This window comes from Streptomyces lushanensis (assembly GCF_001700515.1).
GTDB classification, from domain to species: Bacteria; Actinomycetota; Actinomycetes; order Streptomycetales; family Streptomycetaceae; genus Streptomyces; species Streptomyces lushanensis.
The window spans coordinates 1-23064 of sequence record NZ_MAUD01000069.1; the positions used below are offsets into that span (position 1 = coordinate 1).

At 71.9% G+C, this 23064-nt stretch carries 18 protein-coding genes; 9 read left to right on the top strand and 9 right to left on the bottom strand.

What is annotated here, in order from left to right; genetic code table 11:
- A partial coding sequence (locus BFF77_RS06000) for an alpha/beta hydrolase (protein ID WP_066944553.1) occupies nucleotides 1-1321 on the top strand: 1321 nt, incomplete at its 5' end.
- 107 nt (nucleotides 1322-1428) lie between these two features.
- Here the strand turns inward: BFF77_RS06000 and hemQ are convergent.
- Nucleotides 1429-2145: a hydrogen peroxide-dependent heme synthase gene (hemQ, locus tag BFF77_RS06005; RefSeq protein ID WP_066944555.1), complete on the bottom strand. Its 717-nt coding sequence runs from the start codon at nucleotides 2143-2145 to the stop codon at nucleotides 1429-1431.
- Between the two features lie 4 nt (nucleotides 2146-2149).
- Nucleotides 2150-3601, bottom strand: coding sequence for a protoporphyrinogen oxidase (hemG, locus tag BFF77_RS06010; RefSeq protein ID WP_066944557.1), 1452 nt, complete (start codon nucleotides 3599-3601; stop codon nucleotides 2150-2152).
- Between the two features lie 125 nt (nucleotides 3602-3726).
- Between hemG and BFF77_RS06015 the strand changes: the two genes are divergently transcribed.
- The gene (locus BFF77_RS06015; protein ID WP_066944559.1) at nucleotides 3727-4743 is read left to right on the top strand and encodes a DUF4349 domain-containing protein; all 1017 of its coding nucleotides are present in this window, start codon (nucleotides 3727-3729) and stop codon (nucleotides 4741-4743) included.
- Between the two features lie 54 nt (nucleotides 4744-4797).
- Entirely contained in the window at nucleotides 4798-6177 is a 1380-nt protein-coding gene (locus BFF77_RS06020; RefSeq protein ID WP_066944561.1) for an FAD-dependent oxidoreductase, read from the top strand.
- A gap of 33 nt (nucleotides 6178-6210) precedes the next feature.
- On the opposite strand, the gene hemE is transcribed toward BFF77_RS06020, so the two are convergent.
- A complete protein-coding gene (hemE, locus tag BFF77_RS06025; RefSeq protein ID WP_066944563.1) occupies nucleotides 6211-7275 on the bottom strand; it encodes a uroporphyrinogen decarboxylase in 1065 nt (354 codons plus the stop codon).
- A gap of 91 nt (nucleotides 7276-7366) precedes the next feature.
- Between hemE and BFF77_RS06030 the strand changes: the two genes are divergently transcribed.
- The 5 genes from BFF77_RS06030 to BFF77_RS06050 all read left to right on the top strand — a co-directional run bounded on the left by BFF77_RS06030 (nucleotide 7367) and on the right by BFF77_RS06050 (nucleotide 13882).
- The gene (locus tag BFF77_RS06030) at nucleotides 7367-8056 is read left to right on the top strand and encodes a DUF3000 domain-containing protein (RefSeq protein ID WP_066944565.1); all 690 of its coding nucleotides are present in this window, start codon (nucleotides 7367-7369) and stop codon (nucleotides 8054-8056) included.
- Nucleotides 8057-8326: 270 nt separating this feature from the next.
- Nucleotides 8327-8986 carry a helix-turn-helix transcriptional regulator gene (locus BFF77_RS06035; protein ID WP_066944567.1) on the top strand — a complete coding sequence of 220 codons (660 nt, stop codon included), beginning with the start codon at nucleotides 8327-8329 and terminating at the stop codon, nucleotides 8984-8986.
- A gap of 77 nt (nucleotides 8987-9063) precedes the next feature.
- Complete coding sequence (locus BFF77_RS06040) at nucleotides 9064-10362, top strand: ribonuclease D (protein WP_066944569.1); 1299 nt, start codon at nucleotides 9064-9066, stop codon at nucleotides 10360-10362.
- 176 nt (nucleotides 10363-10538) lie between these two features.
- Complete coding sequence (locus BFF77_RS06045; protein ID WP_066944572.1) at nucleotides 10539-11759, top strand: thiolase family protein; 1221 nt, start codon at nucleotides 10539-10541, stop codon at nucleotides 11757-11759.
- Nucleotides 11756-13882, top strand: a complete 2127-nt coding sequence (locus tag BFF77_RS06050) for a 3-hydroxyacyl-CoA dehydrogenase NAD-binding domain-containing protein (protein ID WP_066944574.1) — start codon at nucleotides 11756-11758, stop codon at nucleotides 13880-13882. Before BFF77_RS06045 ends, BFF77_RS06050 begins: the two co-directional genes overlap by 4 nt.
- Before the next feature lie 82 nt (nucleotides 13883-13964).
- Here the strand turns inward: BFF77_RS06050 and BFF77_RS06055 are convergent, their stop codons facing one another.
- Nucleotides 13965-15029 (bottom strand): DUF8189 domain-containing protein, encoded by a 1065-nt coding sequence (locus tag BFF77_RS06055; RefSeq protein ID WP_211280167.1) that lies wholly within the window; start codon nucleotides 15027-15029, stop codon nucleotides 13965-13967.
- 203 nt (nucleotides 15030-15232) lie between these two features.
- On the opposite strand from BFF77_RS06055, the gene BFF77_RS06060 reads away from it, so the two are divergent.
- Nucleotides 15233-15625, top strand: a complete 393-nt coding sequence (locus BFF77_RS06060; protein WP_066944576.1) for a PIN domain-containing protein — start codon at nucleotides 15233-15235, stop codon at nucleotides 15623-15625.
- On the opposite strand, the gene BFF77_RS06065 is transcribed toward BFF77_RS06060, so the two are convergent.
- From BFF77_RS06065 to BFF77_RS06085, 5 genes are all read right to left on the bottom strand, one after another.
- Nucleotides 15601-17091 carry a glycosyltransferase family 39 protein gene (locus tag BFF77_RS06065; RefSeq protein WP_066944622.1) on the bottom strand — a complete coding sequence of 497 codons (1491 nt, stop codon included), beginning with the start codon at nucleotides 17089-17091 and terminating at the stop codon, nucleotides 15601-15603. The two genes, BFF77_RS06060 and BFF77_RS06065, sit on opposite strands and share 25 nt — an antisense overlap.
- A 31-nt stretch (nucleotides 17092-17122) precedes the next feature.
- Nucleotides 17123-18628: an amino acid permease gene (locus tag BFF77_RS06070; protein WP_066944580.1), complete on the bottom strand. Its 1506-nt coding sequence runs from the start codon at nucleotides 18626-18628 to the stop codon at nucleotides 17123-17125.
- A 147-nt stretch (nucleotides 18629-18775) separates the two neighbouring features.
- Nucleotides 18776-20680, bottom strand: coding sequence for a 1-deoxy-D-xylulose-5-phosphate synthase (dxs, locus tag BFF77_RS06075; protein ID WP_066944624.1), 1905 nt, complete (start codon nucleotides 20678-20680; stop codon nucleotides 18776-18778).
- A 264-nt stretch (nucleotides 20681-20944) separates the two neighbouring features.
- Nucleotides 20945-22261, bottom strand: coding sequence for a sugar ABC transporter permease (locus BFF77_RS06080; protein WP_066944582.1), 1317 nt, complete (start codon nucleotides 22259-22261; stop codon nucleotides 20945-20947).
- On the bottom strand, nucleotides 22258-23046 hold the full coding sequence (locus BFF77_RS06085; protein ID WP_066944585.1) for an ATP-binding cassette domain-containing protein: 789 nt from the start codon (nucleotides 23044-23046) through the stop codon (nucleotides 22258-22260). Before BFF77_RS06085 ends, BFF77_RS06080 begins: the two co-directional genes overlap by 4 nt.
- Between the last annotated feature and the right edge of the window lie 18 nt (nucleotides 23047-23064).

A 23064-nucleotide genomic window follows, 5' to 3' on the forward strand; every position in this document is an offset into this window, starting at 1 on the left:
GGGCGGGGAGCCGGACCAGCGGCAGGGCGCACTGGTCTTCAATCCCGGTGGCCCCGGCGCCTCCAGCATGTACTTCCCGATGGCCGCCGAGATGCCCGAGTGGAAGCGGATCGCCCGGGCCTACGACATCGTCGGTTACGCGCCCCGCGGGGTGGGCCGCTCCGCGCCGCTGTCCTGCATGGACCCGGCGGACTTCAGCAAGGCCCCGACCCAATCGCCGGTGCATCCCACCGAGTCGTACAAACAGGAGCGGATCGCCGAGGCCAAGGCGTACGCCCGGGGCTGCGCCGAGAACACCGGCCCCGCCCTGGCCCACTTCACCTCGCTCAACAACGCCCGCGATCTGGACGTACTGCGCGCGGCGCTCGGCGAGGAGAAGCTGACCTTCATGGGCGCCTCGTACGGCACCTACTTCGGCGCGCTCTACGCGACGCTCTTCCCGTCCCATGTGCGCAGGATGGTCTTCGACTCGGCGGTCAATCCGGATCCGCGGCGGATCTGGTACGGCAACAACCTCGATCAGTCGGCCGCGTTCGAGCGCCGCTGGGCCGATTTCCGTACCTGGGTCGCCAAGCACCACAAGACCTACCGTCTGGGCACCACGGCGGAGGAGGTCCAGCGCGGTTACGAGACGGTGCGCGCCGGCGTGGAGCGCGAGCCGGCCGGCGGGAAGGTCGGTCCCGGCCAGTTGCAGGCGGCGATGCTCGGGGCCGGTTACTACGACGACTACTGGGCGATGCGCGCCACCGCGCTCTCCGAGTACGTCAAGGGCAATCCGGCGCCGCTGATCGCGCAGGCCTCGCCCAGGCCGGTGGCCGCGGCCGACAGCGAGAACGGCAACGCCGTGTACACCGCCGTCGAGTGCAATGACGCGCCCTGGCCGACGGACTGGCGGGTGTGGGACCGCGACAACACCGAACTCGCCCGCCGCGCGCCCTTCGAGACCTGGGACAACGCCTGGATGAATCTGCCGTGCGCCTACTGGCCGGTGCCACGGCAGCAGCCCCTTGATGTCCGTACCCGGCCGGGCGAGCTGCCGCCGACGCTGATCCTCGCGGCCGAGCGGGACGCGGCGACGCCGTACGAGGGAGCGCTCGAACTGCATCGCAGGCTGGCCGGTTCCGCCCTGGTGACCGAGCGCGACGCGGGTACGCACGGGATCGCCGGCGGCGGCAACGCCTGCGTCAACAGCTACGTGGAGGACTATCTGCTCCGTGGACAGGCGCCGGTGCGGCGCGCGGAGTGCGCGCCGCACACGGAACCGAACCCGGTGTCGCTGGACGGGCGGTCGGGCGGGCGCAAGCTGCCGCCGATCGTCTGATCCTCCGGGCGGGGCGGCCGGTCCGTACGGCCGCGGACCGGCCACCGGGCGCGGGCCGCGGGGACCCGTGCGCCCGAGGCGCCCGCCGGGACCCGGCGGGCCCTGGCCTACGCCAGTCCGGCGACCAGTTCCGCGACCGACCTGCGGCGGCCCGTGTAGAACGGGACCTCCTCGCGGACATGCATCCGGGCCTCCGAGCCGCGCAGATGACGCATCAGGTCGACGATCCGGTACAGCTCGTCGGCCTCGAAGGCGAGCACCCACTCGTAGTCGCCGAGCGAGAACGAGGCCACGGTGTTGGCGCGTACGTCCGGAAAGCCGCGCGCCATCTTGCCGTGGTCCGCGAGCATCCTGCGGCGGTCCTCGTCGGGCAGCAGATACCAGTCGTAGGAGCGGACGAAGGGATAGACGCTCACATAGTTCCGGGGCGTCTCGTCGGCCAGGAAGGCCGGTACGTGCGACTTGTTGAACTCGGCGGGCCGGTGCAGCGCCATGTTCGACCAGACCGGCTCCAGCGCCCGTCCCAGCCGTGTGCGGCGGAAGCGGTTGTACGCCTCCTGGAGCTCCTCCGAGGTCTCGGCGTGCCACCAGATCATGACATCGGCGTCGGCGCGCAGCCCGGACACGTCGTAGGTGCCCCGGACGGTGACGTCCTTGGCGCCGAGCTGGTCGAACAGCTCCTGGACCTCCTCCGCGTAGCCGGTCCTGTCCTCGGGGAGCAGGTCGCGCAGCTTGAAGACGGACCACAGCGTGTAGCGGATGACCTCGTTGAGGTCCTTGGCCTTCTTGCCCGCGTTCGGGGTCTTCTCTGGAGCAGCAGTCATGGCCCTATTCTCCCGCGCCGCGTCCGGTGCCCCACGCCAGGGTCGACGTGGCGATGATCTCGTCGGCCGCGCGGTGGGCGCTCGCGACACACGCCGGGATGCCGACGCCGTCGTACGGGGCGCCGCACAGGCGCAGGCCCGGCAGCTTGGCGACGGCCTCACGGATCCGGGCCACCCGGACCTGATGTCCCACGGGGTACTGCGGCAGCCCGTCGATCCAGCGGGTGACCTCGGCGGCCACGGGACGCGCGCGGAGCCCGGTGGCCTCGGCGAGGTCGCGCAGGGACACCCCGACCAGATCGGCGTCGTCCTGGTGGACCCGCTCCTCCTCGCCGTAGCGTCCGATCGAGGTACGCAGGAGGAAGAGACCGGGCGCGGACTCCGCGACCCAGCGCCACTTACGGGTGGAGAAGGTCGACGCCTTGATGGTGTGTCCGTCGACGGGCGGTACGAGAAAGCCGCTGCCCTCGGGCAGCATGTCGGCGTCGGAGCGCCGGAAGGCCATCGTCACCAGCGCCATCGAGGCGTACTCGATCTCGGCGAGTCCGGCGGAGGCGGCCGGGGACTCGTCGGCGAGCAGGGCGGAGGCCGACCAGGCGGGAGCCGCCAGGACCACCCCGTCGGCGGCCAGCACGTCGCGGTCGGTACGGATCCGCCACTCGTCGGCGGTCCGGGTCAGCCCGAGAACCGGGCTCTCCATACGGATCCGGCCGCCACCGGCCCGTACGGCGTCGGCCACGGCGCCCGGCAGCCGGCCCACACCGCCCTCGATGCCCGCGAAGACCGCGCCGGCCGGCCGCGCCGCCGCGGCTGCCGCGGCCTGGAGGGCGCGCACGCTCCCCAGCAGCGAGTCATGGCTCCTGAGCGCCTCGAAGAGCTGCGGGACGGCCGACTTCATGGAGATCCGGTACGCGTCGCCCGCGTAGACACCGCCGAGCAGCGGCTCCACCAGCCGGTCGACGACCTCGCGGCCGAGCCGCTCCGCGACAAACGCGCCGACCGACACGTCGTCATCGTCGCCGATCTCCGTGGGCGCCAGTTCGGCCTCGCGGGCGATGCGGGCCAGGCCCTCCTCGGAGAGCAGACCCGTGAGCGCGGCGGGATCGCCCGGTACGCCCATCACATGGCCCTTGGGCATGGGCCGCAGCTCGCCACGGGTCCAGACCGAGGCGGTGGCGGTGGCGGGCGGCTGGATCAGTCCGCCGAGCCCGACGGCGCGGGCCAGCTCGACGGCCTCCGGGCGGCGCGCGAGCATCGACTCGGCTCCGAGGTCGACGGGCGCGCCCTCGATCTCACCGGCGTACAGCTTTCCGCCGAGCCGGTCGGTGGCCTCCAGCAGGGTCACGTCGATCCCGGCGCCCAGCAGCCGGTGCGCCGCCGCCAGACCGGCGATGCCCCCTCCGACGACGACGACATGACCTGTGTGTGTCTCCACGTGCTGCGCGCTCGGCTCCATGACCCCACTGTCTCAAACCCGTGACGAGTCCCGACCGTGACCGCTTCGGAACCGGGAGAGGGCAACCCGCCCAAGGGCCCCGTACGTCGAACCGGCGTCATTCCTTTTTCACCCAGGGGGCCGGTATGCGCAGGACACCCGCGTTCGCGGCGGCACTACTCACCATCTCGCTGGCACTCGCCGGATGCGGTGCGAACGACACCGCGAGTCAGGACTCGGCCTCGGGCCGGGCCGCGAAGGCCGTTCCGGGACAGGGGGGCGAGCAGGAGGGCGCGGCAGCGGCCGACCGGGCGGCACAGGCCCCGGGCGGCGAAGGCGTGAAGGCGAGCACACCGCCCTCACGGGTGGGCACACAGGTGATCCGTACCGCCGAACTGACCGTACGCGTCAAGGACACCCAGAAGGCGCTGTCCACGGCACGGGCCGCCGCCGGGAACGCCGGGGGCCTGGTCGAGAACGAGTCCACCGAGCGGGACGAGGACTCTTATGTGATGTCGCGCATCGTGCTGCGGGTGCCGCAGGACGCGTACGACTCGGTCCTGGCCGAACTGGCGGGCACCGGGACGCTGCTGGCCCGCAAGGCGAACGCCGAGGACGTCACCGACCAGGTGGTCGACGTGGACAGCAGGATCGCCTCGCAGCGGGTGAGCGTGGCCCGGATACGGGAGCTGATGGACCGGGCCACCAAGCTCGGCGACGTGGTCGCGCTGGAGGGCGAGCTGAGCAGCCGTCAGGCGGCGCTGGAGTCACTGCTCGCCCAGCAGGCCTCGCTCAAGGACCGCACCACCCTGGCCACGATCACACTGGAGCTCTCCGAGGCTCCGGTCGCGAAGCCGGCGCGGGAGCGGGACGACGACCCGGGCTTCCTGGACGCGCTGGGCGGCGGCTGGGACGCGTTCACCGCGACACTGCGCTGGATCGCGGTCGTGATCGGCGCGGTGGCGCCGTTCGCGGTGGCGCTCGCCGTGCTCTACGCGCTGTGGCGGCTGGCGCGCCGGCTGCTGCCCGCGGCCGGGGCGCACCAGGGACCTCCCACGACGGTCCCGGCCGCCTCCGACGGGAACGGAGCGACAGGACCGGGCGGCCCGGCCGCTCCCGCCGCTCCCGCGGGGCCGCCCCCGCAGGCCGCACCGCGCGACTGATCCGGACACCGCCCGCGTAGCGTCTCCCCCGGACACACGACGAAGGGACGCGCAATGGCGGCGGAGCGCATGGTGGTCATCGGCGGCGACGCGGCAGGCATGTCCGCCGCGTCGCAGGCCCGCAGGATGAAGGGACCGGAGGCGCTGGAGATCGTCGCCTTCGAACGCGGCCACTTCACCTCGTTCTCGGCGTGCGGCATTCCGTACTGGATCAGCGGCGACGTGGGCGAGCGCGACGACCTGATCGCCCGTACACCCCAGGAACACCGGGCGCGCGCCATCGATCTCCGTACCCGTACGGAGGTGAGGGAGATCGATGTGGCCGGGCAGCGGGTCCTGGCGCGGGATCTCGACGACGGTACGGAGAGCTGGACCGGTTTCGACAAGCTGGTCGTCGCGACGGGCGCGCGGCCCGTGCGCCCGGCGCTGCCCGGGATCGACGCGCCGGGCGTGCACGGCGTGCAGACCCTGGACGACGGCCAGGCGCTGCTGGACACGCTGGCCGGTACGCGCGGGCGGCACGCGGTCGTCGTGGGCGCGGGCTACATCGGTGTGGAGATGGCCGAGGCGCTGCTGAAGCGCGGTTACGAGGTCACGGTCGTCCACCAGGACGAGCAGCCGATGGCCACGCTCGATCCGGACATGGGCCGGCTGGTCCACGAGGCGATGGACGGGATGGGCATCACCACGGTGGGCGGCGCTCCGGTCACCGAGGTCCTCACCGGCGAGGACGGCCGGGTGCGGGCCGTGGCCACCGAGAACGGCGAGTATCGGGCGGACGTCGTCGTGCTCGGGATCGGTGTCGTACCCGAGACCTCTCTCGCCCGCGCCGCCGGGCTCCCGCTCGGGCCGCACGGCGGACTGCTCACCGACCGGTCCATGCGGGTGCGCGGCCACGGGAACATCTGGGCGGGCGGTGACTGCGTGGAGGTCCTGGACCTGGTCTCCGGCACCACCCGCCATCTCGCCCTGGGCACCCACGCGAACAAGCACGGCCAGATCATCGGCGCGAACGTCGGCGGCGGCTACGCCACCTTTCCCGGTGTGGTCGGTACGGCCGTCAGCAAGGTCTGCGATCTGGAGATCGCCCGTACGGGACTGCGCGAGAAGGACGCCCGCCGGGCGGGCCTCCAGTTCGTCACCGCGACCATCGAGTCGACCAACACCGCCGGTTACTACCCGGGCGCGGCCCTGATGACGGTGAAGATGCTCGCGGAGCGCCGTACGGGCCGACTGCTGGGAGTCCAGATCGTGGGCCGCGAGGGCTCGGGCAAGCGCGTGGACATCGCGGCGGTCGCGCTGACCGCCGGGATGACGGTGGAGCGGATGACCACTCTGGACCTCGGTTACGCGCCGCCGTTCTCCCCGGTGTGGGATCCGGTACTGGTCGCGGCGCGCAAGGCGACGACGGCGGTACGGGCGGCGGGGATGTAGCCGGGGACGCGAGGCGCCGCGGTGCCCGCGCGCTCAGCGGGCGGTCCTGGTGTGGACGTACTCCACCAGCCGGGTCAGGGCGTCCGGGTCCATGCTGGGCAGCACACCATGGCCCAGATTGAAGACATGGCCCTCCAGCCCGGCCGCCGCTTCGAGCACCTCGTCGGCCTTCTCCTCCACCACGGCGGTCGGCGCGAAGAGGACGGCCGGGTCGAGATTGCCCTGGAGCGCCTTGCCCGGGCCGACCCGGCGGGCCGCCTCGTCGAGCGGTACGCGCCAGTCGACACCGACGACATCCGCGCCCGCCTCGCCCATCGCGCCGAGCAGTTCGCCCGTACCGACACCGAAGTGGATGCGCGGCACCCCGTACGAGGCGACGGCGTCGAAGACCTTGGCCGAGGCCGGCAGCACGGAGCGGCGGTAGTCGGCCGGGGCCAGGGCGCCCACCCAGGAGTCGAAGAGCTGCACGGCGCTCGCGCCCGCCTCGATCTGCACGGTGAGAAAGGTCGAGGTGATGCCGGCGAGCCGGTCCAGCAGATCGGCCCAGAGCGCCGGATCGCCGTACATCATCGCCTTGGTGTGCTCGTGGTTGCGGGACGGGCCGCCCTCCACGAGATAGCTGGCGAGGGTGAACGGAGCGCCCGCGAAGCCGATGAGCGGCGTGGAGCCCAGCTCCTGGGTCAGCATCCCGATCGCCTCGGTGACATAGGAGACGTCGTCGGGAGTGAGATCGCGCAGCCGCGCGAGATCGGCCCGGCGGCGGATCGGTTCGGCGACGACGGGACCGACACCCGGCCTGATGTCGAGGTCGAGCCCGATGGCCTTGAGCGGGACGACGATGTCGCTGAAGTAGATCGCGGCGTCGACCTTGTGACGCCGTACCGGCTGGAGTGTGATCTCCGTGACCAGTTCGGGCCGCATGCAGGACTCCAGCATCGGGATTCCCTCGCGGAGCTTGAGGTACTCCGGCAGCGAACGCCCCGCCTGCCGCATGAACCAGACCGGCGTGTGCGGCACCGGCTCCCCCCTGCACGCCTTGAGGAAGGCCGATTCGTATGTCTTCGTCTGCTGGCCCGAAGGGCTGTCGATCGCGCTCACGACCAGAATCTTCGCATGTACGGGGAAGCCGCCGCCCCGGCCCGGGTGTCCCTCCCTGCGCGAGACGCGGGTTCCGCCTACTCTTCCCCGCATGGCTGCGGCTCAGGGACAGTTTTCCGATCATTCCAACGGCACCGAGGGAACAGACAGCGCGGAGGGGGGCTCCGTCCCGTCCGCGTTCCGTACGGCGGTCGAGGCACTGCGGTCGGCGCGGCTGCGTCCCGGGATCGAGATCGAGCCGACCCCGCCGCCCAAGCGGCTCGCGCCGTACGCGTACGCCCTGGAGGCGGCGGTCGTCGACGGCGAGGACGATCTCGCGGACGGCCGGCTGATCCTGCTGCACGACCCGGCCGGGCACGAGGCCTGGCAGGGGGTGTTCCGGCTGGTCACGCTGGTGCGGGCGGAGCTGGAGCCGGAGATGGCCGCCGATCCGCTGCTGCCCGAGGTGTGCTGGTCCTGGCTGACGGGCGCGCTGGAGGCGCGCGGCCTGTCGTACGGAGAGGCCGGCGGCACGGTCACGCGGGCCGGTTCGTACTACTTCGGCGGTCTGGCCGAGCGCAGGCCCGCGACCCAGATCGAGATCCGCGCGTCCTGGACGCCGCGCGAGGGCCGGGCCGGTGTGCCCGACACCGCGGCGCATCTCGCCGCCTGGTGCGATCTGCTCTGCCAGATCGCGGGACTGCCGCCGGCCGCGCCGGGACCGCTCCAGGGCCCCGCGGAGACGGGCTCGGGCGCGGGCGTGGTGTCCCTGCCCCAGCGGCGCGGTCCGCAGGTGTCCTGACGCAGCTGACGCGCCTTCACACCACCGCCGTGGCGTCATGACGCCACGGCGGTGCCGCGTGCTGCCCTCCGTGCCCGTCGGAGCGCTGGGACGGGTCATAGGATGATCGATCATCCGTCCGAATTGCCCGAATTGTTACTCACCAAATCGTGATCATTCTCTAAAGGCGGGCGGGATTGCTGCCGAAGAGGTCAATGACCCTTCAAACACGGTTCCCTCCGGCTTCATCCCCCAGAGCCGGCTCCGTCCCGCACCCTCCCAGGAGGCCTGGTGTCCGTTCTCCTCGAGCAGCCCGCAAGCCTGGTCGCCTACCGCCCGAACAAGCCGACGGCCATGGTCGTCGTGGCCGACCCGCGCGTCCGCTCCACCGTCACCCGCCATCTGTGGGCCCTTGGAGTACGAGACGTCATCGAGGCATCGTCCATCGCGGAGGCACGCCCCCGCGTCGGCAACCCGCGCGACATCTGCGTTGCCGACGTCCACCTGCCCGACGGTTCCGGGCTGACCCTGCTGTCCGAGACCCGAGCCGCCGGCTGGCCCAACGGCCTCGCCCTCTCCGCCGCCGATGACATCGGCGCGGTGCGCAACGCCCTCGCGGGCGGCGTCAAGGGCTATGTCGTGACCGGCACGCGCACCAACATCGGCCACCCAACCCGCCCCGGCGCCGCCCCCATCGGCGCGGGTCAGCGGCTGCACCGCCGCCCGCCCGGCGCGCCGAGCCACCCGGGCGGCTACCGCGAGCTCTCCGGCCGTGAGGTCGAGGTGCTCAGGCTGGTGGCCGAAGGCCAGTCCAACAAGGCCATCGGTGTCTCGATGGGCCTGTCCGCGCTCACCGTCAAGAGCCATCTCGCCCGTATCGCGCGCAAGCTCGGCACGGGCGACCGGGCGGGGATGGTCGCCGTGGCCCTCCGCACCGGCATCATCCACTGACCGTCTCCTCTCCCCCACCGCCCGTCGACGGAACGTTCCGTCGACGGGCGCCGTCCGTTCACAGATACCCTTGACAGGTGACCGACGCCCAAGAGACCGCAGCAGAGCCAGCACTGCGAACCACCGGGGGCCCGCGGCGGCAGCCGCTGATGTCGCAGCCCCCGGGCGACGGCGAATCGGCGCCGATCCCTTTGCTGGAGCCCCGCGAGGGCATTCCGCCGGTGGTCGCCACCGAGGCAGACCTGTCCGGGGTGATCGCGGCCTTCGCCGCGGGCACCGGCCCGGTGGCCGTCGACGCGGAACGCGCGTCCGGCTACCGCTACGGGCAGCGCGCGTATCTGGTCCAGCTGCGCCGTGCGGGCGCGGGCACGGCGCTGATCGATCCGGTCGGCTGCCCGGATCTGTCCGGGCTCGGTGAGGTGCTCGCGGAGACCGAGTGGATCCTCCACGCGGCCACCCAGGATCTTCCGTGCCTGCGCGAAATAGGCATGACGCCCACCCGGCTGTTCGACACGGAACTGGCAGGCCGGCTGGCGGGCTTCCCCCGGGTCGGGCTCGGCGCGATGGTCGAGAACGTCCTCGGGTACGCGCTGGAGAAGGGCCACTCCGCCGTCGACTGGTCCACACGGCCCCTTCCCGAGCCCTGGCTGCGGTACGCCGCGCTCGATGTCGAGCTGCTGGTCGATCTGCGCGACGCGCTGGAGAAGGAGCTCGACCGGCAGGGCAAGCTGGAGTGGGCGCACGAGGAGTTCGAGGCGATCGCCTCGGCCCCGCCGCCGGCCCCGCGCAAGGATCCGTGGCGCCGTACGTCGGGAATGCACAAGGTGCGCCGCCGGCGTCAGATGGCGGTCGTACGGGAGCTGTGGACCACCCGCGACCGGGTGGCGCAGCGGCGTGACGTCTCCCCGGGCAAGGTGCTGAGCGACACCGCGATCATCGAGGCGTCGCTGGCCCTGCCGGCGACCGTGCACGCGCTCACCGCGCTGCCCGGTTTCGGCCACCGGATGGGACGGCGCCAGCTCGAACAGTGGCAGGCGGCGGTGGACCGGGCGCGCGCCCTGCCGGACGCGGAGCTGCCGCAGCCGGGCCAGCAGGTCGCGGGACCGCCGCCGCCGCGCTCCTGGGCGGACAAGGACCCGGAGGCGGCGGAGCGGCTGTCGGCGGCGCGCGCGGCGGTCTCGGCGCTGGCGGAGCGGCTGAACATGCCGCAGGAGAACCTGATCACGCCGGACACGGTGCGGCGGGTCTGCTGGGAGCCGCCGCGGGAGCGGACGGTGGAGGCGGTGTCGCTGGCACTGGAGGAGTACGGCGCACGCGCCTGGCAGATCGACCTGGTGGCCCCCCTGCTGACACGCTCGCTGTCTCCCGCGCCCTGACGCCGCCGGGCCACGGGCCGGAAAACCGGCCCGTCCGGCGGACGGGGGCGAGCGCGCGTCGCCTCCGTCCGGCGGGCGGGACCCGGCTGGGCGGGTGGGTTACCGGGGAGTAGCATGGTAGGCGCGCGCTTCGGCGTGCTCCGCAGTGCCATCCCGCACCCTGGAGGAGAGCCATCGTGCCTCGTACCGTCAGGGACGTCGTCTTCGTCGACGGCGTCCGTACCCCGTTCGGCAAGGCGGGCCCGAAGGGCATGTACCACGAGACCCGGGCCGACGATCTTGTCGTGAAGGCGATCCGGGAGCTGCTGCGCCGCAACCCGGACCTCGACCCGGCACGGATCGACGAGGTCGCCGTCGCGGCGACCACGCAGATCGGTGACCAGGGCCTCACTCTCGGCCGTACCGCGGGCATCCTCGCCGGGCTCCCGCAGTCCGTGCCGGGCTACTCCGTGGACCGGATGTGCGCGGGCGCGCTGACCGCGGTGACCAGCACGGCGGGCTCCATCGCGTTCGGCGCGTACGACGTCGTCGTGGCCGGCGGTGTCGAGCACATGGGCCGGCATCCGATGGGTGAGGGTGTGGACCCCCATCCCCGGTTCGTGAGCGAGAAGCTCGTGGACGAGTCGGCGCTCTTCATGGGGATGACGGCCGAGAACCTGCACGACCGCTTTCCGCATCTGACCAGGCTGCGTGCCGACGAGTACGCGGTGCGTTCGCAGGAGAAGGCCGCCAAGGCGTACGCGAACGGCGCGATCCAGCAGGATCTGGTGCCGATCTCGATCCGCCGTACCGATCCGGCGGGAGGCGAGACCGGCTGGGGTCTGGCCACCGCCGACGAGCCGATGCGGCCCGGTACGACGCTGGAGACGCTGGCCGGACTGAAGACGCCGTTCCGGCCGCACGGCCGGGTCACCGCGGGCAACGCCGCCGGGCTCAACGACGGCGCCACGGCCTCGCTGATCGCCGCCGAGGACTTCGCGCGCGAGCAGGGACTGCCGGTCAGGATGCGGCTCGTCTCGTACGCCTTCGCGGGCGTCGAGCCCGAGGTGATGGGGTACGGCCCGATCCCGTCGACGGAGAAGGCCCTCGCCAAGGCGGGCCTGTCGATCTCCGACATCGGACTGTTCGAGATCAACGAGGCCTTCGCCGTGCAGGTGCTGGCCTTCCTCGACCACTACGGCATCGCGGACGACGACGAGCGCGTCAACCAGTACGGCGGCGCCATCGCCTTCGGCCACCCGCTGGCCTCCTCCGGCGTACGGCTGATGACCCAGCTCGCCCGGCAGTTCGAGACGCAGCCGCAGGTCCGCTACGGCCTGACCACGATGTGCGTCGGCTTCGGCATGGGCGCGTCGGTCATCTGGGAGAACCCGCACTTCGACGGAGGCACCAAGTGAGCACCGCTGAACTCCTGAAGGGCGCGGCCGAGCTGTTCCCCGACGAGGTCGTCACCCAGGCGCACGTACGCCATCTCGATCTGCCGTCGGGCGCCGGGCGCTTCGCGCTCATCACGCTGGACAACGGTCTCGACCACACGAAGCCGACGACGTTCGGCCCGCAGTCGCTGGCGAATCTGGACGCCGCGATCACTCAGGTCGAGGCGGAGGCGGCCGAGGGCTCCGTCGTGGGTGTGGGCGTGACCGGCAAGCCGTTCATCTTCGCCGTCGGCGCCGACCTCAAGGGCGTGGAGCTGCTCAGGCGCCACGAGGACGCTCTCGCGATCGGCCGCGGCGGCCATGACGTGTTCAAGAGGCTCACCGCCCTGGCCGTGCCGACGTTCGCGTACTACAACGGCGCGGCGATGGGCGGCGGGGTGGAGATCGGTCTGCACTGCCGCTACCGCACGGTGTCGGCCGCGCTGCCCGCCTTCTCGCTGCCCGAGGTCTTCCTCGGTCTGGTGCCCGGCTGGGGCGGCTGTACGCTCCTGCCGAACCTGATCGGCGCGGAGCGCGCCGTCTCAGTCGTCATCGAGAACTCGCTCAATCAGAACAAGCAGCTCAAGGGCGCGCAGGTGCATGAGCTGGGGATCGCGGACGCGATCTTCGAGGGCGCGGACTTCCTGGAGCAGTCGCTGCTCTGGACGGCGTCCGTCCTCAAGGGCGAGCTGGAGGTCGTACGGCCCGCGGTGGACCGCGGCGAGGCCTGGGACCAGGCCGTCGCACGCGGCCGGGCCTTCGCCGACTCCAAGGTGCACGGCGCGGCCCCGGCCGCCTACCGCGCGCTCGACATCATCGCCGCGGTCAAGGACGGCGACCTCCAGGCGGGCTTCGACGCCGAGGACCGGGCGCTGGCGGACCTGATCATGGGCGGCGAGCTGCGCGCCGGGATCTACGCCTTCGATCTGGTGCAGCGGCGTGCCAAGCGCCCGGCCGGGGCGCCGGACAAGTCGCTGGCCCGCCCGGTCACCAAGGTGGGCGTGGTCGGCGCGGGGCTGATGGCCTCACAGCTCGCGCTGCTCTTCCTGCGCCGCCTTGAGGTCCCGGTCGTCCTCACGGACATCGACCAGGAGCGCGTCGACAAGGGCGTCGGCCACGTCCGCGGCGAGATCGACAAGCTGCTGCTGAAGTCCCGTATCAACCAGGACAAGGCGAACCGGCTCAAGGCGCTCGTCTCGGGTGTGCTGGACAAGGCCGAGGGCTTCGCGGACGCGGACTTCGTCATCGAGGCCGTCTTCGAGGAGATGGGCGTCAAGCAGCAGGTGTTCGCGGAGGTCGAGGCCGTCGCTCCGGCGCACGCGATCCTCGCCACCAACACCTCGTCGCTGTCGGTCTCCGAGATGGCGTCGAAGCTGAGGCATCCCGAGCGTGTCGTCGGCTTCCACTTCTTCAACCCGGTGGCGGTTCTGCCGCTGCTGGAGATCGTGCGCGGCGAGCGGACCGACGACGCGGCGCTGGCCACGGCGTTCGGGGTGGCGAAGAAGCTCAGGAAGAGCGCGGTGCTGGTCAAGGACGCGCCGGCGTTCGTCGTCAACCGTATCCTCACGCGCTTCATGGGCGAGATCCAGAACGTCATCGACGAGGGCACTCCCGTCGAGGTGGCGGAGCGCGCGGTGGAGCCGCTGGGGCTGCCGATGTCGCCGCTGGTGCTGCTGGAGCTGGTCGGCCCGGCGATCGGGCTGCATGTCTCCGAGACGCTGCACCGCGCGTTCCCGGACCGTTTCACGGTCTCGGAGAATCTCGCGGCGGTCGTGAAGGCGGGCAAGCGCGGCTTCTACGTCTACGACTCGGGCACGCCGGAGCTGGATCCGGAGGTCGCCGCGCTGCTCAAGCAGGGCGGCACGGTCCTGACGGAGGAGCAGACGCGCGAGCGTGTCCTGGAGGCGGTGGCGCGGGAGATCGGGCTGATGCTGGCCGAGGGCGTCGTGGCCGAGGCCCAGGACATCGACCTGTGTCTGATCACGGGCGCGGGCTGGCCCTTCCATCTGGGCGGCATCACGCCGTATCTGGACCGGGAAGGCGTCTCGGAACGTGTGAACGGCGAGCGGTTCCTGGCGCCGGGCGTGGCGAGCGTACCGGCGTAGCCCCTCACACGGCGGACGACCGGCCAGGCCGTACGGAGAGTCTCCGTACGGCCTGACCGCCGTCCGCGTGGCCCACGGTCCGTCAGACCTGTGTCCAGGCCGCCAGGGCCAGGCCCGGCTCCGCCTTCTGGCGGGCCAGGCGCAGGGTGCCGTCCTCGCCCAGTGCGGCCAGGACCACTCGTCCGTCGCCGTCCAGGGCCAGGGCCGGAGCGCCCACGCAGGGTTCGCCGGACGGTGTCCAGTTGAGGCCCGCGGCCTCGTGCTCGGTGGGGTACGCGGCGATGCTGGGGCGGCCGTCGGGGCCGCGCTGGGCGAGGATCGTGCAGTCCAGGCCGTCGACCGGGGTGCGGAGCAGGGCCAGCGGTCCGCTGCCGGGGCCGCCCAGCCGGGCCGGTTCCGTACCGGGGCGCCAGGCGTGGACCGTGTCGTCCTCGGCGTCGCGCCAGAAGTACGTGAGCCGTCCCGCGCCCGTGCGCTCCGCGATGAGCGTGCCGGGCGCCACCGGGGCGACCGGCTCGTCCTCCGCGCGTTCCAGGGCCGCCTCGGGCTTCTCGCGCAGCCAGCGGACGATGGTGTCCCGGGCCGGCACGAGGACGTCGATCCTGCCGTGATCGGTGACGGCCGCCGAAGCCTCGCCGGTCAGCACGGTCCCTTCCGGGTTCGCGCCGCCCCAGGCCCGCCAACGGCCCGACCGGAGCTGGCTCTTGGCCGAGAGACGTCCGTTCGCGTTCCGCACGAAGAGATGCACGGACCCGGTCGCGTCCAGGACCATCGAGGGCAGGCCGATACGGACGGCCTTCGCCCGGTCCTTGCCGTGCGGATTGCCCAGGGACTGCCAGTCCCGCAGCGGACGGCCCGTCTGGAACTGGACGGCGTGCAGGAGGTCGACGTCGTCGGGTCCGTCGGCGCGGGGGCGTCTGCGTACCGCGAGCAGATGGACGAAGCCCTCGGTGCTCTGGGCGATGGAGAGATACGGCCGCAGACCGCCACGGGGTGCGGCGAGCAGGTCGGGCCCCGACCAGCCGGGCCCGCCCGGCCGGTCCTCCGTCCAGCGCAGCGCCCCCTCGGCGGCCGGCGCGTAGGCCGTGAGCCTGCCGTCCTTGCCGCGCAGCAGCCAGCCGGTCGTCGCCGGGAGGGAGTTGTCCACGGGAAGTGCCGGGAGCGTACGGCGTGGCTCGCCCGTCAGGGCGCCGCCCGCGCCGTCTCCCGATCGTCTCGACGTCCGTCCGGACCTCGGTGTCATGGCCCGCCGCCACCTTCCGAGCGCTGGAAACCCGGGACACGATGATACGCGCGGGTACCGCGGCGGATCCGCGAGCCCGCGCGCCGGCGCTGTGACACGCTTGCCGGATGCGGACTCAGATCGTCGTGGACGCGGCGAACGTGGTCGGTTCCGTCCCCGACGGCTGGTGGCGCGACCGGCGCGGCGCCACGGAGCGGCTGCGCGACTCCCTGGTGCCGTACGCCGCGCGCGGGATCGCCGGGCATCCGGGGCCCGTGGAGATCGTGCTGGTGGTGGAGGGCGCCGCCCGGGAGGTGGCGCCGGTGGCGGGAGTACGGGTCGAGCCCGCGCCCGGCAGCGGCGACGACCGGATCGTGGAGCTGGCGGCGCGGGCGGCGGCGGACGGGCTCGGCTGTGTCGTCGTCTCGGCCGACCGGGAGCTGTGCCGCAGGGTGGCGGCGTACGGCGCGCGCTGCGTGGGCCCCAGGACCGTGCGTCAGCCTCCGGAGGAGCGTACGTAGAGCACCGCGCCGTCGACCGTGGCGGGCAGCGGCCGGTACTGCCGGGCCAGCAGCGCGCGCAGGGTGGGCAGCCGGCCCGGGCCGTAGGGTCCGCCGCGCGAGTCGTCCACGACCAGGGCCGGCGGACGGGAGCGCAGTTCGGCGACGAGTACGGGCCAGGCGCCCGCCATGGCGTACTTCTCGCCGACCTGGGGACCGTCCCGGCCGCCGCTGTAGTTGGTGAGCAGACCGGCCGTCAGATAGCGGCTGGCGGGCGTCCGGTCGGCCAGCCAGTACGTCTCCGGGTGTATCCCCCAGACCAGGACCCGGTCGGCGGGCCCGGTACGGGCCCGTACGGCGTCGGCGAGCCGCTGGGCGTGGGCCAGCTCCGGGCGCGGCGCGAGGAAGCCCCAGGTGAGGAAGAGCGCGCAGACACAGACCGAGGCCAGCAGCGCGGACGCGGCCTGTTCGCGGGGCAGCGGGCGCAGGGCGGCGGTCGCCAGCAGCACCAGCGGCGGGACGAGTTGCAGGAAGTAGTGGCCGAAGAAGTGGAAGCCCGCCACGACGGCGACGGCGGACGCGGCGAGCCACACCCACAGATCCGCGGTGCCGCCCCGCGCGGCGGCGCGCCGGGCGCGGGCGAGCGGTGCCAGCAGCGCGGAGCAGGCGAGGGCGAGCAGGGCGGTGTTCGCGAGGCCCCGGGAGACCACATGGAGTCCGGAGCCGGTGAAGGCGGCGTAGGCGGCCGATCCCGTCACCGTCCAGAAGAGGAACCCGGACGGGTCGGTGAGCAGGGCCGCCGCGAGCACCGGCAGCAGGAGCCCGGCGGCGAGCCGCGGCAGCCCCGCCCTGCCGGGCGCGGAGTGCCAGAGCAGCCACAGGACGGGTACGAGGACGGCGCCGCCGGTCTGTTTCGTCAGCAGCGCGCCGGCGACGGCGAGTCCGGCGGCGCCCGGGCGCCCGCGGCCCGCGCACCAGATCGCCGCGGCCGTGAACGGCAGTATGAAGACCTCGAAGGTGGCGGCCTGGGTGTCCTCGGGGTTGAGGCCGATGGAGAGCAGCGGATGGAGGACCCCGGCGGTCCGGCCCGCGCGGTCGCCCCAGCGCTCGCGCGCGACGGCGGCCAGCAGGGCGGCGGTCAGCAGTTGGGCCACGGCGGCGAGGACCTTCATCGCGTACGGGGAGCCGTCCCCGAAGAGCGCGAGGACGGCCTCGTACAGCCAGGGCAGCAGCGGCGGCTTGCGGTCGACGACGGTCTCGTACAGCGCCCCGCCGTCGGCCAGCATCCGTGCCTGGACGGCGAGATAGCCCTCGTCGGGGCTCCACAGGGGGTGGCGGAAGGACGGGATCCGGGTGATCAGGACCAGCAGCGCGACGACCGGGATCAGCCGCCGCCAGTACGGGGCGCCCGCGCGGGCACCGGGCGGTGCGGCGCGGCGCGGCGGGTGTCCGCGCCGAAGGGCGGGCGGCGGCGGCTCGGCGAGCATCGCGGGGGCCGGTACGAGCCGCTGTCCGCCGTCAGCGGGCGGTTTCGAGGCGGCTGTGGACACGTCCGTAGAAGGCGTAGACGACACAGCCGACGACCATCCAGACGCCGAAGCGCAGCCAGGTCTCGGCGGGCAGATTGAGCATCAGCCACAGGGAGGCCAGCACGGAGGCGATCGGCAGGTACGGCACCAGCGGGGTGCGGAAGGCGCGAGGCAGGTCGGGGCGCCGCCGGCGCAGGAGGACGACGCCCAGCGCGACCACGACAAAGGCGAAGAGGGTGCCGATGTTGACCAGTTCGGCGAGCTCCTCGATGGAGGTGCAGCCCGCGACGACCGCCACGAGCACACCGAGGAGGGCGGTGGAGCGGTAGGGCGTGCCGAACCGGGGATGGATGCGGGAGAAGGTGCCGGGGAGCAGCCCGTCGCGGCTCATCGCGAAGAACACCCGGGTCTGGCCGAGCAGCAGGATCATGCAGACGGAGGTCAGGCCGACGGCCGCGCCGAAGCTGATGAGCCCGGCCCAGAAGGGATGGCCGACGGATTTGAAGGCGTCGGCGAGCGGAGCGTCCACGGAGAGCCGGGAGTAGTTCTGCATCCCGGTGACGACGAGGGACACCGCGACGTACAGCACCGTGCAGAGGAACAGCGAGCCGAGGATGCCGCGCGGGACGTCGCGCTGAGGATGCACGGTCTCCTCGGCGACGGTGGCGACGATGTCGAAGCCGATGAAGGCGAAGAAGACGACGGCCGCGGCGGTGAAGATGCCCATGACACCGAAGTCGGTGGGCACATAGCCGGACAGGAGCTGGATGAGCGGGGCCCGCAGTCCGCCGCCGCCCGGCCTCGGTTCGGCGGGCGGGATGAACGGCCGGTAGTTGGAGCCGGTGATGAAGAACGCGCCGACGGCGATCACGAGCAGTACGACGGTGACCTTGACGGCGACGATGACGGCGGTGACCCGTGAGGAGAGCTTCACCCCGACGACGAGGACGCCGGCCACGGCGAGCACGAGGAGGAAGGCGAGCAGGTCGAAGCCGAATCTCCCGCCATGGGTGCCGGACAGGAAGTCCGGCAGGCCCACGCCCCCGTTGCTCATCAGCGAACGCACATAGCCGGACCAGCCGACGGCCACGACCGCGCAGCCCAGCGCCAGTTCCAGGACGAGGTCCCAGCCGATGATCCAGGCGGGCAGCTCGCCGAGCGAGGCGTAGGAGAAGGTGTACGCGGATCCGGCCACCGGCACGGTCGAGGCGAACTCGGCGTAGCAGAGGGCGGCCAGCGCGCAGACGACGCCCGAGACGACGAACGCGAGCGCGGTGGCGGGTCCCGCGTTCTGCCGGGCGACCACTCCGGTCAGTACGAAGATTCCCGTACCGATGATCACACCGATGCCGAAGACCATGAGATCGAGCGCGGAGAGCGACTTCTTGAGCGCGAACTCGGGGGCCTCGGTGTCGCGGATGGACTGCTCGACGCCCTTGGTGCGGAACAGCCCGTTTCCGCCCGGTCCCGGGGTGTGCTGTGTACTCACCGGCATACCTCCGTGTGCGCGTCGTTCCGGCAATGACCGAGAGGCCGTGCAGCCCTGGCAACCGCAATGTCTTATTTCACACGGATGGGCCGGTCGGACCACCCCGTACAGGGCGGACCGACCGGCCCATCAGCCGTTCGGGGGAACGGGTGCTCAGTCGCGGGCGGCCTCGGTGGGCGAGTTCTCCAGCCGGCCGTCCAGCTTCGCGACCAGGCCGGTGACCTGGCGCGCGATGTCCGGCGCGGTCAGCCCGATCTCGGCCAGCACCTCCTTGCGGGAGGCGTGGTCGAGGAAGCGCGGCGGGATGCCGAAGTCCCGCAGCGGTACGTCGATGCCGGCGTCGCGCAGCGTCTGGGCGATCGCCGCGCCGACCCCGCCGACGCGGCTGTTGTCCTCGACGGTGACGACGACACGGTGCTGCTCGGCGAGCGGGGCGAGGGCCTCGTCGACCGGCTTGACCCAGCGCGGGTCGACGACGGTGGTCGTGATGCCCTGCTTGTCGAGGAGCCCGGCGATCTCCAGGCACATCGGCGCGAGCGCGCCGACGGAGACCAGCAGGACGTCCGCCGGGCCCTCGTCGGGCCTGCGCAGGACGTCCATGCCGCCGATGCGGCCGACGGCGGGAACGGCGGGGCCGACCGCGCCCTTGGAGAAGCGCACGACGGTCGGGGCGTCGTCGACGGCCACCGCCTCGCGGAGCTGGGCGCGCACCTGGTCGGCGTCGCGCGGCGCGGCGATCCGCAGACCGGGCACGACCTGGAGGATCGACATGTCCCACATGCCGTTGTGCGAGGCGCCGTCGGTGCCGGTGATCCCGGCGCGGTCCAGGACGAAGGTCACCCCGCAGCGGTGCAGGGCGACATCCATCAGGACCTGGTCGAAGGCCCGGTTGAGGAAGGTCGCGTAGACCGCGAAGACCGGGTGGACACCGCCGGTGGCCAGGCCCGCCGCGGAGACGGCGCCGTGCTGTTCCGCGATGCCGACGTCGTAGACCCGGTCGGGGAAGAGCTTCGCGAACCTGTCGAGGCCGACCGGCTGGAGCATGGCGGCCGTGATCGCGACGATGTCCTCGCGCTCCCTGCCGAGCTTGACCATCTCCTCGCCGAACACGGCGGTCCAGTCGACGCCCGAGGAGGCGATCGGCAGACCGGTGTCGGGATGGATCCTGCCGACCGCGTGGAAACGATCCGCCTCGTCCGCGAGCGCGGGCTGGTAGCCCCGGCCCTTCTCGGTGAGGCAGTGCACGATGACCGGGCCGCCGAAGCGCTTGGCGCGCAGCAGCGCGGACTCCAGGGCCTCGATGTCATGGCCGTCGATGGGACCGACGTACTTCAGTCCGAGGTCCTCGAACATGCCCTGCGGCGCGATGAAGTCCTTGAGGCCCTTCTTGGCGCCGTGCAGGGTGTCGTAGAGCGGCCTGCCGACGACCGGGGTGCGCTCCAGGAGGTCCTTGCCGCGGGCCAGGAAGCGTTCGTAGCCGTCGGTGGTGCGCAGGGTGGCGAGATGGTTCGCGAGGCCGCCGATGGTCGGCGCGTACGAGCGCTCGTTGTCGTTGACGACGATGACGAGCGGGCGGTCCTTGGCGTCGGCGATGTTGTTCAGCGCCTCCCAGGCCATACCGCCGGTCAGCGCGCCGTCACCGATCACCGCGACCACGCGGTCGTCCTTGTTCAGGACCTGGTTGGCCTTGGCGAGACCGTCGGCCCAGCCGAGCACGGTGGAGGCGTGCGAGTTCTCGATGATGTCGTGCTCGGACTCGGCGCGGGAGGGATAGCCCGACAGACCGCCCTTGCTCTTCAGCCGCGAGAAGTCCTGACGGCCGGTGAGCAGCTTGTGGACGTAGGACTGATGGCCCGTGTCGAAGAGGATCTTGTCCTTCGGCGAGTGGAAGACACGGTGCAGGGCGATGGTCAGCTCGACGACACCGAGGTTCGGGCCGAGGTGGCCGCCGGTCTTGGAGACCGCGTCCACGAGGAACGACCGGATCTCTCCGGCCAGCTCCTCAAGCTGCTCCGGGCCGAGCCGGTCCAGATCGCGGGGTCCCCTGATGCGAGTCATCAGCTCCCACCGGCCCACCCCCGATCCTGCTCGGCGCGCTTCGCGCGGCACCTGCTTCACTGTGCCTCCTTGCGTTTTGGGCTGGTCCAGCTCTGCCGATCTGGCGAGTCTAATGTTCCGCTCGCGCGTGTCAGCAGCGGGCGGTGCGTTGCACATCACTCGATCGGATGTATGTACGTCATATCGCCGTCACCTGGAACACGGCTGTGCCCGGCATCCGGGGCCGGATGCCGGGCACAGGCAGGCGAATCGTACGGCGTCCGCTCAGGCGCGGCCCGCCGCCTTCTGGGTCTTGCGGGTCACGGCGTCGATGACGACGGTCGCGAGGAGGACCGCGCCGGTGATCATGTTCTGGATCGGCGAGGCGATGCCCTGGAGGGCGAGACCGTACTGGATCGAGACGATGACCAGCACACCGAGCAGCGCGTTCCATGTGCGGCCACGGCCGCCGAAGAGGCTGGTGCCGCCGATGACGGCCGCCGCGATGGCGTTCATCAGCAGGTCGCCGCTGCCCGCTCCCTGGTTGGCCGCGGCGATCTTGGAGGCGATGAAGAGACCGCCGACCGCGGCGAACGTACCGGCGAGCGAGAAGATCGAGATACGGACCAGCGCGACGTTGATACCCGCGCGGCGGGACGCCTCGACGCTGCCGCCGAGCGCGAAGACCTGACGGCCGTAACTGGTGCGGCGCAGCACGAAGTCGGTGATCACGAGCACCGCGAGGAAGATCACCACCGCCAGCGGCAGGCCCTTGTACTGGTTGAAGAGGGCCGCCACGACGAAGGCCACCACGGCGAGCAGCGCGGAGCGCAGGATGGTCTCGCTGAGCGGCCTGGACGGGACTCCGGCCGCCTCGCGCCGGCGGCTCTCGAAGAACGAGGTCAGGAAGAAGACCGCCACCGCGACCACGGCGAGACCGTAGGCCGCCGCCACATCGGTGAAGTAGTACGTGGTGAGCTTGGCGACCAGGCTGTCGGCGCTCAGGTTGACGGTGCCGCTGTCGCCGAGGAGCTGGAGCATGAAGCCGCTCCAGAAGAGCAGACCGGCCAGGGTGACGGCGAAGGCCGGGACGCCGATCCGGGCGAAGAAGAAGCCGTGGACGGCTCCGGCGGCCGTACCGGTGAGGATGGCGAGGACGAACGCCAGCCAGTCCGCCATGCCGTGGGTGACGCTGAGGACCGCGAAGGTCGCGCCGGCGACACCGCTGACCGAGCCGACGGAGAGGTCGATCTCGCCGAGCAGCAGGACGAAGACGATACCGACGGCGATCATGCCGGTGCCGACCATGGCCACGGAGATGTTGCTGAGGTTCTCCGCGGTCAGGAAGTTGGAGTTCAGGCTCCCGAAGATCGCCCAGATGATGATCAGGCCGACCACGACGGGTATCGCGCCCAGGTCACCGGCGCGGATCTTCCGCTTGAACTCGGTGAGGTAGCCGCCGAATCCTTGCTCGCGCACGAGCAGCCGCGGGTCGATCGCGGTGACCGCGCCGTCCGCCGCGGCGGGAGCGTCGACCGGGGCGGGCGCCTGGCCGCCCCGGGCCGCCTTGTCGAGCGAGGGGGAGGTGTTCTCGGTGGTCACTTCTGAACCTCCACGGTGCGCGACGCGCGACGGGTCACGGCGTTGTCCGTGGCTCCGGTGATGGCCGCGATGATCTCTTCCTGCGAGGTGGACGCGACATCGAAGACGCCGTTGTTGGTGCCGAGCCTGAGCACGGCCACCTTGTCCGCGACGGCCTTGACGTCCGCCATGTTGTGGCTGATGAGCAGTACGGCCAGACCGCGCTCGCGCAGCCGCTCGACGAGGTCGAGCACCTGGGCGGTCTGCTCGACACCGAGGGCCGCGGTCGGCTCGTCCAGGATGACGAGCTTGGGCTCGCCGAGCATGGACCTGGCGATGGCCACGGTCTGCCGCTGGCCGCCGGAGAGCGAGGCGATCGGGATACGGACACTCGGAATACGGATCGACAGGGTGGTGAGCAGCTCGCGCGAGCGGCGCTCCATCTCGACCTCGTTGAGCACTCCCCAGCTCCGCAGTTCACGGCCGAGGTAGAGGTTGCCGACGACATCGATGTTGTCGCACAGCGCCAGGTCCTGGTAGACGGTGGCGATGCCCAGGTTCTGGGCGTCCTGCGGCCTGCCGATCAAGACGGGCCTGCCTTCCCACTCGATGACCCCGTCATCGATGGGATGCACACCGGCGATGGTCTTCACCAGCGTGGATTTCCCGGCACCGTTGTCGCCGACCAGGGCGACCACCTCACCGGAGTGGACCTCAAGCTCTACTTCGGTGAGCGCCTGGACGGCACCGAATCGCTTGGAGACCCCTCGCAACGCCAGCACGGGCGTAGCGGTCACGTGAACCATCTCCTTCGCCGCCTGACC